Origin of the sequence: Agrobacterium rosae, from assembly GCF_002915175.1 — a bacterium.
Taxonomy (GTDB): Bacteria; Pseudomonadota; Alphaproteobacteria; order Rhizobiales; family Rhizobiaceae; genus Agrobacterium; species Agrobacterium rosae.
In genome coordinates this window covers 96744-110851 of sequence record NZ_NXEJ01000010.1, presented here as the reverse complement: position 1 = coordinate 110851, position 14108 = coordinate 96744, and the positions used below count along the sequence as shown (strand labels likewise).

General features: G+C 53.8%; 11 protein-coding genes. 9 read left to right on the top strand and 2 right to left on the bottom strand.

Translation table 11 applies throughout. The features are described 5' to 3' along the window. Positions 1-11 precede the first annotated feature (11 nt). A complete protein-coding gene (locus tag CPJ18_RS26890) occupies positions 12-185 on the bottom strand; it encodes a hypothetical protein (protein WP_167397960.1) in 174 nt (57 codons plus the stop codon). 576 nt (positions 186-761) lie between these two features. On the opposite strand from CPJ18_RS26890, the gene CPJ18_RS21935 reads away from it, so the two are divergent. The 5 genes from CPJ18_RS21935 (at position 762) to CPJ18_RS21915 (ending at position 6656) form a co-directional block, all read left to right on the top strand. Further along, positions 762-2147, top strand: coding sequence for a sensor histidine kinase (locus tag CPJ18_RS21935; protein ID WP_167397959.1), 1386 nt, complete (start codon positions 762-764; stop codon positions 2145-2147). An 8-nt stretch (positions 2148-2155) separates the two neighbouring features. Beyond that, positions 2156-2788, top strand: coding sequence for a response regulator (locus CPJ18_RS21930; protein WP_245445456.1), 633 nt, complete (start codon positions 2156-2158; stop codon positions 2786-2788). A gap of 186 nt (positions 2789-2974) precedes the next feature. Continuing rightward, on the top strand, positions 2975-3988 hold the full coding sequence (locus CPJ18_RS21925; RefSeq protein WP_167397958.1) for an iron ABC transporter substrate-binding protein: 1014 nt from the start codon (positions 2975-2977) through the stop codon (positions 3986-3988). A 65-nt stretch (positions 3989-4053) separates the two neighbouring features. Next, positions 4054-5622, top strand: coding sequence for an ABC transporter permease (locus CPJ18_RS21920; RefSeq protein ID WP_103660019.1), 1569 nt, complete (start codon positions 4054-4056; stop codon positions 5620-5622). Continuing rightward, positions 5619-6656 (top strand): ABC transporter ATP-binding protein, encoded by a 1038-nt coding sequence (locus tag CPJ18_RS21915; protein ID WP_103660018.1) that lies wholly within the window; start codon positions 5619-5621, stop codon positions 6654-6656. The genes CPJ18_RS21920 and CPJ18_RS21915 overlap by 4 nt, the downstream gene beginning before the upstream one ends. A 196-nt stretch (positions 6657-6852) precedes the next feature. Here the strand turns inward: CPJ18_RS21915 and CPJ18_RS21910 are convergent, their stop codons facing one another. Then, entirely contained in the window at positions 6853-7830 is a 978-nt protein-coding gene (locus tag CPJ18_RS21910; RefSeq protein ID WP_103660017.1) for a L,D-transpeptidase family protein, read from the bottom strand. A 240-nt stretch (positions 7831-8070) separates the two neighbouring features. Between CPJ18_RS21910 and CPJ18_RS21905 the strand changes: the two genes are divergently transcribed. The 4 genes from CPJ18_RS21905 to CPJ18_RS21890 are packed head-to-tail and all read left to right on the top strand — an operon-like array spanning position 8071 to position 14055. After that, complete coding sequence (locus CPJ18_RS21905; protein ID WP_103660039.1) at positions 8071-11526, top strand: response regulator; 3456 nt, start codon at positions 8071-8073, stop codon at positions 11524-11526. Then, positions 11523-12356 carry a CheR family methyltransferase gene (locus CPJ18_RS21900; protein WP_103660016.1) on the top strand — a complete coding sequence of 278 codons (834 nt, stop codon included), beginning with the start codon at positions 11523-11525 and terminating at the stop codon, positions 12354-12356. The genes CPJ18_RS21905 and CPJ18_RS21900 overlap by 4 nt, the downstream gene beginning before the upstream one ends. Then, entirely contained in the window at positions 12356-12925 is a 570-nt protein-coding gene (locus tag CPJ18_RS21895; RefSeq protein ID WP_103660015.1) for a chemotaxis protein CheB, read from the top strand. The genes CPJ18_RS21900 and CPJ18_RS21895 overlap by 1 nt, the downstream gene beginning before the upstream one ends. Next, a complete protein-coding gene (locus CPJ18_RS21890) occupies positions 12922-14055 on the top strand; it encodes a hybrid sensor histidine kinase/response regulator (protein ID WP_103660014.1) in 1134 nt (377 codons plus the stop codon). The genes CPJ18_RS21895 and CPJ18_RS21890 overlap by 4 nt, the downstream gene beginning before the upstream one ends. Positions 14056-14108 lie beyond the last annotated feature (53 nt).

The following is a 14108-nucleotide window of genomic DNA, read 5'->3' as shown; positions in this document are numbered from 1 at the left end:
TGAAGCGACTACTACCTCACTGTCGCCGGGGCGTGATCCGTGCGCCCGCTTGCCGACCGATCCTTTGCCTCGTTCTGCTCGTCCTTGGCGGAGATCGACAAACCCCTGCGACGGCTCTCGGCAAGAGCTTCCCGGCCAATCTTCTTCAGGGCATCCTTGTTTTCGCGGTACTTCTTCAAAAGCATCGTATATCTCCTTTCCTTGTCTCGACTATGGAGCTTCACGCCATCCGCTGCAAACTCCGCTTTTGCAGGTTTTGCCGATAGCAACACTGGATCCAACAGGTCGCGCGAGACGGCCTTTAAGCACTGGAGGTAGCAGCTTAATAGTAGCGGCTCATGCCAAAGGGTTTCAACAAACTAGCGGCCAAGCTAAGCCAGATTATGTTGTCGATGGTTCTGATCCCATCAAAAGCGTGGAATGTACCCTGCAGGCTGTAATCCTAACGAACGCAGCAAGCTGGAAATAAATTAGAACATCGCTGGAGAAATGAAACTGCCTTGCAAGGGAAAGCAAAAACGTCGTAGAGGGCTTTTGTTTTCTCTCCGAGGCGATTGTAAACTTCTTCACGCCTGTCCGGCCGTGTTATGGGAGCGCCTATCAGGCATTGTCACGACCACCCTGGCCTTCGTAAGCAAAAGCCCCTGATGGCTTTGGGTTGCAATAGGACCGTCATAGTACATAAAAACTACGGTTTACTTGCAATCGGTGTTCTTCAGGAACGAACTGTCGATGATATAAGCTGCGGGTTCGGAACGATTATGGGATATTTTGCTGGGCGCGAGTTTGTTAGTTTGTCTGGCCGTCGCCCAACGCTTGCGTGGCAATTTGCCTTTGCGGGTATGATCGTTCTGTTATTGGGTATGATCCTGATCGGGCTATGGGTAACATCGAAGATCGAGAGTGCGGCCGTTAGGAACATGGCGAGCGGCACTGCCCTCTATGTTTCGGGCATCGTCTCGCCATTGACACAGGAACTGGCGACCAGCTCATCTTTGAGCGATGATGCGCGCGGCAAAATTCTCGACACACTCAACCAGGGGCCTCTAAGAGGTGAACTGTTTTCCTTCAAAATATGGGGCAGAGACAACAGGGTCGTCTTCAGCAGCGAACCAGGGTTGATTGGTAAGACCTTTGAAGGGTCGCTTGGGCTTTCTACTGCGTTCAATGGCACGGTTCATGCCGCTTTCGATGATCTGGAAGGTGAGGAACATGAAGAAGAAAAGCGCAGTGGCCAGGTGCTGCTAGAAATCCACAGCCCCATTCGTGACGCGGTGTCCGGCCGGGTTATCGCGGTCGCGGAATTTTATGAGCGCTCTGCCGATCTGATGTCGGAGCTGGACAACGTCCGCTATGAGAGCTGGCTGGTGGTGGCCGGGGTAACCGCAGGCATGTTGGTGTTGCTGTTCGGTATCGTCGCAAAAGGCAGCCATTTGATCGAGGCGCAGAAACGATCTCTGCATGTGCAGGTCACGGAGTTGTCGCGGATGCTAGAGGTGAACAGAGATTTGCGCCAACGTGTCGATCAGGCAACGCAGCGCACGGCCGCACTGAACGAGCGATATCTTCGCAGGATATCTGCTGAGCTGCACGATGGCCCGGCTCAGCTGCTAGGATTTGCAGCGTTACGGCTGGAGGCTATCCGCACCGGACGGGCAAGAGATGACGACGAAGCCATGGTGCAACATTCCATCGATGAAGCCGTCAGAGAAATCAGGGGTATCTGTCGAGGACTGAACCTGCCAGAGCTTGAAGGGCTTTCCGGTGAAGACGTGGTTCGCCGGTTGATTACTACACACGAAAAGCACTCGGGTCGATCTATACAATCGGATATCGCTCCGCTGGAGGTCTCATCCCAGGCAATGAAAATCTGTATCTATCGTTTCCTTCAGGAAGCCTTGAGCAACGCCACCCGGCATGCGCAGGCCGTCGAGATCGCTGTTTCCGCCACCGAAACGAATGGCGAAATCACTATTGGTGTCCGGGATAACGGTATCGGTTTTGTCAGGCGTGATGATGAGGACGGCCTCGGTCTGGCCGGTCTTGAGGAGCGGGCCGCAGGACTGGGCGGAAGATTGACGATTGTCTCTGCTATCGGATCAGGCACGTCGATCACCATGACCCTGCCGAGGGTCACTAGTTCATGAGACCGCATGTGATCAGAATCGTTATTGTCGACGATCACCCCATCTTTCGAAGTGGTCTGTCCCGTAGTCTGGAAGATGAGCCGGGTTTCGAAGTGGTTGGCGAAGGTGCCAGCGCCGCCGATGCAATTTCATTATTCGACCAACACCGCCCTGATATCATGTTGTTGGATTTGTCCATGCCGGGTGGCGGACACTCGGCATTGCGCGTCATTCTGCGCCGGGACGCTGCGGCTTCGGTGATTGTGCTGACCGCTTCGGGACACGATTCCGATATCGCGCAAGCTCTTGCTGAGGGAGCAAAGGGTTATGTGCTCAAAGGGGTTGGCGTATCCGAGCTTGTGAACGTCATTTCGACCGTTGCAGCTGATGATGGTTGTGGGGCGTCATCTTCGACGCGAAACGTTATGGCCGGACTGAAAACCGTCAACCATCCGGCGCAAGTCCTTGCCACCCTGACACCCCGCGAAGAGCAAATTCTTGAGCTTGTTGCAGCGGGCAATAGCAATAAGGAAATCGCTCGGCTGCTGAGCCTTCAGGAAAAAACCATCAAGCACAACATGACCCGCATCCTCCAGAAGCTGAAATTGCGCAATAGGACCGAGGCTGCCATCTACCTGCGCGAAGCGCGATCAAAAGGCTGATCCTCGAATAATCGGTTCCCGTCCCATTCTCCTGATAGGGACTTTAGTCCCCATGGCCCGAAACCATCCACGGGTATAAGTGGAGTTTATCCGAATAGTTTTAAGCGCGTTTCATTCGCGCATTCGGATACACAAATTGCACGGGAAATAGGGTCCGCAGCGGCCTGTTTTGATCGGGAGAACGACGTGACTAAACGATCTGGAAAACACCTTTTGATTGCGGCTGCGCTTGCCGCGACGGGCCTTGCTGGCGTAGCGCGTGCGCAGGATACCGATGGCATTGTCGTCTATAACGCGCAACACGAAGGATTGGGTAACGCCTGGGCAGAAGCCTTCACGAAGGAAACAGGTATCAAGGTCACGCTCCGCAAGGGCAGCGACATGGAGTTTGCCAACCAGATCGTTCAGGAAGGTGCCAATTCTCCGGCCGATGCGTTCCTGACAGAAAACTCTCCGGCGATGGCGCTGGTGGAAAGCGAAGGTCTCTTCGAGCCCGTTGCCAAGGAAACACTGGATCAGGTTCCTGAGCAGTTCCGCCCTGCGAACGGTCATTGGGTTGGCATTGCAGCCCGTTCAACCGTATTTGCCTATGACAACACAAAGCTGACAGAAGACAAATTGCCGAAGTCGATGCTCGACCTTGCAAAGCCGGAATGGAAAGGTCGTTGGGCCGCATCTCCAACGGGTGCTGATTTCCAAGCCATCATTGGCGCGCTGGTACAGCTAAAGGGTGAGGCTGAAGCCACGACATGGCTGAAAGGCATGAAGGAAAACTTCAAGGCCTATCGCGGTAATTCTACAGCCATGAAGGCTGTCAATGCCGGTGAAGTCGAAGGCGCCTTGATCTATCATTATTACTATTTCGGTGATCAGGCGAAGACGGGTGAAAATAGCAAGAACGTCGCGCTGCACTACTTCAAAAATCAGGACCCGGGTGCTTTTCTCTCCACGTCGGGCGGTGGCGTGCTTGCGTCTTCCAAGCACAAGGAACAGGCTCAGGCCTTCCTGAAGTGGGTTACCGGCAAGGGTGGCCAGACAATCCTGCGTGAGGGAGATTCCTTCGAGTATGCCGTGGGAAATGGCGAAGCTTCCAACAAGGCACTGGTGCCAATCGCCGATCTCCAGGCACCAAAGGTTGAGCCTTCCACGCTCAACAATGCCAAAGTCACCGATCTGATGACGGCGGCTGGCCTGCTCTAAATCATTACTGTCAGACAGAAGTCATCGCAGCTTGCCTGCGATGACTTTTCGATTTCGAGGCCCGAATGAAATCTGTCGTGGAAACCGGTCAATTCTCCATCTCCAGACCCGGTCTGGTGGTCGAGGTGCCATGGACAATCCTGATCGCAATCGTGGTTGCGTTTCTTGCGCTTCTGCCGTTTTGCTTTGTGTTATGGGCAGGCATCGAAACCGGTTGGAAAGCGGCATCACACTTGATTTTCCGTGCCCGCGTCGGTGATCTTATGGTCAATACGGTCCTGCTGATCCTCTTTACCGTTCCCATTTGCATCATACTGTCGGTGACGCTGGCCTGGTTGACGGAACGGACCGATCTTCCCGGTGCCCGGCTGGTGTCGTGGCTGGCCATTGCGCCGCTGGCGGTGCCGGCGTTTGTGCATTCCTATGCCTGGATCGGTTTGTGGCCGGGCTTCAATGGTTTGCCTGCAGGCATCGCAATATCTGTCGTAGCCTATTTTCCTTTTATATATCTGCCCGTATCGGCAGCGACCCGATTGCTGGATCCAGCGCTTGAAGATTGCGCGGAATCGTTGGGGTTGAGCCGCTTTGCGGTATTTCGCCGTGTCGTGTTGCCGCAATTGCGTCTGGCAATCTGTGGCGGAGCGCTTCTCGTTGGCCTTCATTTGCTTGCCGAATACGGGCTCTATGCCATGATCCGCTTTGATACGTTCACGACCGCGATCATGGATCAGTTCCAGTCGACCTATAGCGGGGCTGCGGCAAACATGCTGGCGGTCGTCCTTGTCTTCTGCTGCATTTTGCTTCTGTACCTCGAAGCCAGATTGCGCGGTAAGGGCCGCAGTGCGCGCGTGGGTTCGGGTGTCTCAGCCCGCAACCGCACTGTTCCGCTGGGCCGATGGAAATATCCGGCTTTTGCCATGATCATAACCGTTTCCGCATTCTCGCTCGGCGTTCCGGCTCTGACGCTTGGGCATTGGCTCATTGCTGGTGGGGCAGGCGTGTGGAAGGTTGGTACAATTGGTCTGGCACTCTGGCAGACGATGGAGATTTGCTTGATCGGTGGCATCGTTGTCACTGCGGCTGCCGTGCCGATTGCATGGCTTTCCGTCCGTCGCCCGACGCGCGCCTCCGGTCTGCTGGAGAAATGTTATTATCTGGCAAGCTCCATGCCGGGCGTGGTCGTCGCGCTGGCGCTGGTAACGGTGACGGTCAGGGTTATTTTGCCACTTTATCAAACCGTTTCCACTATCGTTCTCGCCTATGTCGTCATGTTTCTACCTCGTGCGCTGGTCAGCCTTCGCGCAGGAATAACGAAGGTGCCCGTTGAACTGGAACAGGCTGCGGCTAGTCTTGGCCGGTCGCCAACGCGTGCGCTTTGGTCCACAACGGTACGGCTTGCCGCACCGGGTGCAGCGGCAGGCGCGGCGCTTGCTGCTCTCGGCATCATGAACGAGTTGACGGCGGCTCAAATGCTGGCACCGAATGGCACCCGCACACTCGCCATGGCTTTTTGGGCAATGACAAACGAAATCGATTATGCCGGTGCAGCTCCCTATGCCTCGCTAATGGTGCTTTTTTCTCTGCCGATGACATTTCTGCTGCACAACCAATCCAGAAAGATTTCCGGTCGATGACATTTCTGAAGCTTCACGCCGTCGGCAAATCCTATGGCTCGGTGGTCGCGCTGGATGGCGTCGATCTTTTTGTCGAGGCGGGCAGCCGCACCGCCATCGTTGGCCCGTCTGGATGTGGAAAAACCACGTTACTGCGGCTTGTGGCCGGTTTTGATGTCCCGGATTCGGGAACGATAACGCTTGGTGGCGAGATGATCGCCGGTGATGGCCATCAGGTTCCAGCGCATCGCCGAAATATTGGCATCGTGGCGCAAGACGGCTGTCTGTTTCCACATCTCTCTGTGGCAGACAATATCGGCTTCGGCGTTAATGCCGAACGTGCGGTCAGACATGGCAAGGCGGCTGAGTTGATGGACATGGTCGGGCTTGATCGCGCCATGCTCTCGCGCAAACCCGATCAGCTCTCGGGCGGCCAGCAACAACGCGTGGCGCTGGCCCGCGCATTGGCGCGAAAGCCGCGTTTGATGCTGCTGGATGAACCGTTTTCGGCGCTCGATACCGGCTTGAGGGTCGCAACCCGAAAGGCTGTAACAGACGTGCTGTCTGCTGCGGGTATTCCGACCATCCTCGTCACGCATGATCAGGCAGAAGCATTTGCATTTGCCGAACAGCTTGTAGTGATGCGAAATGGCATTTTTGCTCAGGTCGGCTCGCCTCAGCAGCTTTATGCTCATCCGGTAGATCCTGTGACGGCAAACTTCTTGGGCGAAGCGATTGTTCTGCCAGCGGAGGTTTCAGGGGGCTATGCTGACAGTGCACTTGGCCGGCTGCCCGTCGATGACCCCCTATATCGCGGCCATGCCCAGGTCATGATCCGCCCCGAACAGATCGTCTTAGCAAGAACCCCCAGCAGTAGTCAGCCTTCGGGCACGGTCGATGAAATGAGCTTCTGCGGGCCAGCTTTCGCTGCAAAGATCACTCTCCATAGTGGCGGATCGTCTTTCTACGTCAATATTCCCTCCAATGAAGGCCTCAATCTCGGCGATAGCGTCTCTATTTCGGTTAGGGGAGCGGTACATTTTTTCAAAGCGTAACCGCTCGTCGTCACCGATTGGAATGCCGTGATCAATTGCAGTCAAGCCTTTATCGATCAAACGAGCATCGTTTTTGCTGTTGGCCACAAAACTTAAGCTCTTAGTATACCTGCGCTATTCCATGTTCTAGAAAATCGCAATCGACTTGCCTTCCGTTCAATTACCTTCAAGGCGTTGGACTTGAAGAAACAGGCCATCAGTCGATAAAATTCACCACAACCCCTGGCTTGATCATTGCGCCGAGCTCTTCCACGTCCCAGTTCGCCAATCGAACACAGCCATGTGACCCAACTTTTCCAACCAGCTCCGGTTCGGGTGCGCCGTGGATTCCATAAGTCGGCTCTGTAAGATCAATCCACACGGTCCCAACGGGTCCGTTTGGACCGCTTGGTAACTTGAGAATGTCCTTGTTTTTACCCTGCTGAAAATTAATTTTTGGATTATATGTGTAGGTGGGCATGCGCGACACGCCTTTCACCTTGTGCGTTCCAGTTGGCGAGGGAGACTCTTCGCTGCCGATGGTAGCAGGGTAAACCGATAGCAACGAACCATCTTCGGCAAAAGCGTATGCCTGTCCAGCTTTCCGGTGGACCTCTATGCGTTTGACTGATCCGCTTTTGTTGTCGCCGGGCATTGTCACGGCAATGGTTTCGCCCGGCTTGAACGCTGCTGCTGGATTGAGCGCCTTAATAAGGCCGACGTGCATGTGAAACCGTTCGGCCAGCTTTTCCATAATGCTTGTGTAGCCCAGACCGGTCATTTTGGCCTGTTCAGCATAGTCCTTCGGTATTCTGTCAACGATGCCCTGTCTGTCCTCTTCACTGATTTCGTAAGGTTGAACGGCGGGACCGTTGTCGACAAGTTTGGCTATAACGTCTGCGTCAAGCCTGCCATCGACCGGAAGCTGCTGCAGTGCTTCGAAACCGGCAATTGCCTTGCTCAGATTGTCACCCAAATAGCCGTCAATAACCCCGGGGGACGATCCAGCGCGATCCAGAAGAACTTGAAGGTGCACCACAGCTGGATTGGGTTCGGTCTGTTGTTCGCTCGGTGGTGTGTCCGCAAGAGATGAGATCACAGACGTATTAATGGATAGTGCATCGATTGCGGCCGCCGAACCGGGAAACGAGAGCCCCACACTGGACATAAGCAAAAGAAATTTGAAGGAATTCATGACGTTGTCCGAGATCTACAGGTTGCGATCGGTGCAAACGCTCCAACAGACATTCCGATGCAGGGCGGTCGAAGATAAATCTTCAGAAGTTCCTCAACCACGCCGACGACCGCGATAAAACAGAAGCAGGAGGTGTGCGACGATGCTGATATCGACACTTTGAGATATTTTCGGCAGTTCTCATATTGACATCTAGCGTTGGGCAATATGAAGGCTAGCAGTCTAATCAAGGGCCCCAAAATGCACAGAAAAGACGCAGCAGTCCGACCCACAAAAGGTTTTGGTCTCGATACTCCGATACTGATCGGTCTGGTCGGAGCACTGTTGTTTTTTGTGGTAAGCACTGTCGCTTCCCTTCAGACCACCCGATCGCTTCGCGAAAACAATGCACGAGTGGTGCAAACGCATGAAGTAATCGTTGCGATCGACCTTCTGCAGTCGGACGTGCAAGACGCCGAGACTGGTCAACGCGGATATCTCTTGACCGGCAATGAACGCTATCTTGAGCCATACGAACGAGCTCGGTCGCAGCTTACAGCGCGCTTTAAAGAACTCGAATTGTTTGTGGGAGCTAACCTTGTTCAGCAAAGACGCTTGAGCGAGTTGCGCAGCCATGTCGATAGAAAGCTTGATGAGCTCGCCCGGACGATTGCACTCAGACGTGATGGAAATACAGAAGCGGCCCTTGCCTTAGTGAATTCTGACGTCGGCAAGATTGCTATGGACGCCGTACGGTCGACAATCGGCGACATGCGTACGGAAGAGACCCAAGAGCGGGCGCAACGTCTCGTCGCCATGCACAGCGCCTATACCACAGCCTTTGCCTTAGTTATCAGCACAGGTTTGCTGGGGATCGTTCTCACTTTAGTTATCGGATTTCTAATGCGTCGAGCAACCATTGCTCGGCGCCGGCAAGAATGGTTACAGCAAGCTCAGCTTGGTTTGAGTGAAGCGGTCATAGGCGACAAAAACACCGCCGAAGTTGGCGAAAACATTCTTCGCTATTTGAGCGATTATGTTGGAGCAGTGGCCGGTGTGCTGTTTGTGAAAGATCATCATGGCTTCGAGCGGACGTCGTCCTTCGGGGTTCCGGTTGATAACTCACTTCACTCGAGGCTAAGTGCAAACGACGGATTGTTCGCGCATGTTCTCACGAACCAGCGACCTATTGTCGTTGGAGAGCTTCCGGATGGTTACATCAATTTTAGCTCCGGCCTGGGCAGACGGAAGCCGAGTTTCCTCGCCATCGCACCAGCGAACGTTGACGGTTCGGTAACGGCCGTCGTTGAACTGGGCTTTCTCCATCCCGTGGGCGACCATATTCTGGAGCTGCTGGAGCAAGCGTCAGACACAATTGGGACGGCTATCCGGTCGGCTGAGTTTCGAACGCAGTTGCAAACCCTGTTGCATGAGACGCAGCGTCAGACCGAAGAGCTCCAGGTTCAGGGCGAAGAGCTTCGAGTCTCCAACGAAGAACTCGAAGAGCAGGGCAGAGCGCTTAAGGAGTCGCAAGCGCGCCTGGAACAGCAACAGGTGGAACTTGAGCAGACCAACTCGCAATTGGAAGAACAAGCGCAGGAACTGGAACGGCAGCGAGACGGCTTGGAAAAAGCCAATGACGCAATTCAGTTGAAGGCGACCGAGGTCGAACAGGCGAGCCGTTACAAGTCGGACTTCCTGGCTAATATGTCTCACGAGCTGCGCACACCGCTCAACTCGTCCCTCATCCTCGCCAAGCTCCTGGCAGACAATCCTGATGACAATCTGAGCGCCGAACAGGTCAAGTTTGCCCAGACAATTCAATCCTCCGGAAATGATCTGTTGAACTTGATCAATGATATCCTCGATCTTTCCAAGATTGAAGCCGGCCATGTCGAGATCAGACCTGAACCTGTTTCTATCCAACGCACTGCAGACACGCTTCAGCGTATGTTCGCGCCAATTGCTGATAACAAGGGTCTCGGCTTCTCTATCGACATAGCCCCCGACGTCGTCCCGCTGATCGAGACGGATCCTCAGCGCCTTGAACAGGTTTTGAAAAACCTTCTTGCGAATGCCATCAAATTTACCGAGGCGGGTCACGTCTCGCTCACGGTCCGTCCAACCGGCTTTAAGCAAATTGCCATTTCCGTCACTGATACGGGTATCGGTATCGCGGAGGAACAGCAGAACCGCATTTTTGAAGCGTTCCATCAGGCCGACAGTACGATCAGTCGTAAATTCGGTGGGACCGGCCTCGGGCTATCCATTTCACGAGAGCTCGTCCGACTTCTTGGCGGCACGATCCATCTTGAGAGTAAGTCGGGATCGGGGTCGACCTTCACTCTGATTGTCCCGAACAAGTTTAACGCTGAACAGGCTCTTCCTGCCACTTCCATTGTTACCGCCGCTCTCGACACGAGCGTAAGGCACAATACTCCGCCTGTACCGGTGTCGCCTGCACCAACATCCATCACAAGCGCTTCTCGCGGGATCGTCGATGATGATCGCAAGACCGCCACAGAGAAGACACGCAAACTCCTCATCGTTGAGGATGACCAGTCATTTGCCTCGATCTTGCGTGACCTGGCGCGTGAACTCGATTTCCAGGCTCTGGTTGCCGGCACCGCTCATGAGGCACTTGAACTGGCAACGCAGTATATGCCGAGCGCAATTGTGCTTGATGTGGGGCTGCCAGATCAATCCGGATTATCTGTTCTTGATCGTTTGAAGCGTGACGTTCGCACACGGCATATTCCGATCCACATGGTATCTGCGGAAGACTATTCGGAGCGTGCTCTATCTCTTGGAGCGATCGGATACGCCTTAAAGCCAGTCCACCGCGATCAACTGGTTGATGTGATGAAGTCGCTTGACGCAAGAATTTCGCAAAATGTGCGACGCGTCCTTATTGTCGAAGATAATGAGGTACAGCGAGATGCTGTTGCTCGCCTCATTGGCTCTCCAGAGGTGCAGACAATTTGCGTAGGAACGGCTGCAGATTGCCTCGCGGAATTGAAAAGTCGGACTTTCGATTGCATGGTTCTCGACCTGTCCTTGCCGGATGCATCCGGATTCTCACTTCTTGAAACGATTAGTCAGGACAGTGAGCACTCCTTCCCGCCCGTTATCGTCTATACTGGTCGCGTGCTGAGCGCGGACGAAGAGCAGAAACTTCGTCGCTACTCCAAGTCAATTATCATTAAGGGTGCGAAGTCCCCCGAGCGTCTGCTTGATGAGGTAACGCTTTTCCTTCATCAGGTCGTATCTGAGTTACCGGACGAGCAGCAGAACATGATCCGCAAAGCGCGCAGCCGTGATGCGCTCCTTGAAGGTCGACGCATCCTCATCGTGGAAGACGACGTTCGCAACGTCTACGCCCTGACGAATATTCTAGAGCCCCGTGGTGCGCTTGTCGAAATCGCGCGTAATGGGGAAGAGGCACTGCAAAAACTGACACTTTCATTGGATCGGCAGGACGCTAAGATTGATCTGGTTCTGATGGATGTGATGATGCCAGTCATGGACGGCCTTACCGCGACCCGTCACATCCGCGCCAACGCCCAGCTTAAAAAGTTGCCCGTTATTACACTAACCGCGAAAGCTATGCCCGACGACCAAAAACGATGCATCGAGGCTGGTGCAAACGATTATATGGCCAAACCCTTGGACGTTGAAAAGCTTCTGTCGTTGGTTCGGGTCTGGATGCCGAAATGATGGAGACCTACGAGAAAGTAGAAGACATCGAAATTCGGCTGCTCCTTGAGGCGCTCTATCATCGATACCATTACGACTTTCGGGCATATGCTATGTCGTCGATACGACGGCGCCTTCGCCAGGCCCGCGAGCAGCTAGGTTATGCTACGATAACAGCGATGCAGGAGAGCATTCTTCACAATGAAGATATGCTACCCAAAATGCTCCGGTATCTCACCGTGCAAGTCAGCGAAATGTTTCGAGACCCGAGCTATTTTCAGGCGATCCGCGAAAAAGTAGTTCCGCATCTTCTAACCTATCCATCTTTGAAAATATGGATTGCGGGCTGCAGTACGGGAGAGGAACTCTATTCGTTCGTTATCCTGTTTCGCGAGGAAAACCTCGAGGAGCGCACGATTTTCTACGCGACCGACATCAATTCAGAAGCACTCGCTCACGCCGAAGCTGGTATCTACGACTTGGACAGAGTTCGGTTGTTTACCGAAAATCATCGCCGTGCCGGTGGCAAGAGCTCCCTGTCGGACTATTACCATACCGCCTATAACCGCTGCGTTCTCGACAAAAGCTTGAGGCGCAATGTCGTTTTCTCAGACCACAGTCTCGTTACCGATCAGGTTTTCAGCGAGATGCAATTTGTCTCTTGCCGCAATGTCATGATCTACTTCAATCGGGATCTGCAGAACAGAGCGATCGGATTGTTCAGGGAAGCGCTGCCGCGAAACGGCTTCCTTGGATTGGGCGCTAAGGAAACGCTTAGGTTTTCTCAGCATGAAGACGGTTTCCGTGACTTCGTCCGAGAGGAAAAGATCTATCAGAGGGCAGATCTTTGATGGGAGAGAAATATCGAGCCCTGATCATTGGCGCATCCGCAGGCGCGCTTGAGGCCTTGTCAACAATCTTACCGGCGCTCAGCAGTGACTTCGGCATGCCAGTTTTCGTTATTGTTCACGTGCCGCCTGGCAAGCGAAGCGTTTTAGCTGAGATTTTCGATGCGAAATGTAGCCTGCGGGCGCTGGAGCCGGAAGACAAGGAACCGATTAAATCGGGGGTAATTTATTTCGCTCCGCCAAATTACCATATGCTGATAGAAGACGCGAAAACGGTTGCCCTCTCAAGTGATGACGAGGTGCTATTTTCCAGGCCTTCGATTGATGTTTCGTTTGAGAGCGCCGCCGAGGTCTGGGGCGAGGGGCTAATTGGGGTGATTTTGACCGGAGCTAATCATGATGGAGCGCGCGGACTTCGTGCGGTAGCGAATGCCGGTGGGACGACGCTTGTTCAGGATTCAACTGGCGCATACGCCAGCGCCATGCCTGAAGCTGCGCAAAAAGCATGTCCCCAAGCGCTTGTCCTTCCTCTTGAACAGATCGCACCCCATCTGATGAGTCTCGCATCATGAGCGCGGCTGTAAAATTTCTGCTTGTTGACGATCTGCCGGAAAATCTTCTTTCGCTCGAAGCACTGCTGAGGCGTGACGATCTTGTTCTCCTAAAAGCACGGTCTGGTGACGAGGCCTTGGAGCTTCTTCTCGAGCACGACGTCGCTCTCGCTTTGCTTGATGTCCAAATGCCCGGTTTGAACGGTTTCGAGCTCGCAGAATTGATGCGAGGCAACGAGCGGACGCGGCGCATCCCTATTATTTTTGTGACGGCGGGGACACATAGCGACACGCGGAGATTTCAGGGCTATGAGGCGGGCGCGGTCGACTTTATTCAAAAGCCGATCGAAGCAGATATTCTTCGAAGCAAAACAGATGTTTTCTTCGAAATCTACCGTCAACGCCAGACGATTTCCGACCAACGGGATGTTCTGCACCGGCAGGCCGATGCGCTTCAACTCGCTGATCGTCGAAAAGATGAGTTCTTGGCGGTCCTTGCCCACGAGCTTCGTAACCCGCTCGCCGCGTTAAACGGCGGTCTCAAACTTTTGTCCCGCAAACTCGAGGGGCCGCAAGCTGAAAAAGTGACTGGCTTGATGGAAGACCAGATCACCCATCTGGTGCGCTTGGTCGACGACCTGATGGACGTTTCGCGCATAACTCAAGGCAAAATCGAACTACAAAAATCTTGGATTGATCTACGCTGTATCGTTTCCTCTGCTGTCAGCATGGCTGCACCCAATATCGAGACGAAGGACCATTCTTTAAAAACTCAGTTTCCAGAAACGCCGGTCATGGTTCTGGCGGATAGTTTCCGCATTACACAATGCGTTGCCAATCTCCTGAACAACGCCGCGAAATACACTCCGCAAGGTGGAGACATCCAAGTCGGTATTGCAAAGGCAGACAACGAAGCCACAATTTGGGTCGCCGACAATGGACTGGGTCTCAGCAACGAAGAAGTGAATAAAATCTTTGATATGTTTGCGCAGATCGACAGTCACTTAGAGCATTCGCGTGGCGGGCTCGGTATTGGCCTTGCTTTGGTAAAACAACTCGTCGAGCTCCACGGTGGGAAGGTTTCTGCAAGCAGTCCCGGCGCTGGAAAAGGGGCAACGTTTACTGTTCTACTGCCCGCTTCGGAAGCGTAACTCCATATTTCGTCGGAAAAAAGGGAACCCATATCAAGAAGTTGACTTGGTAG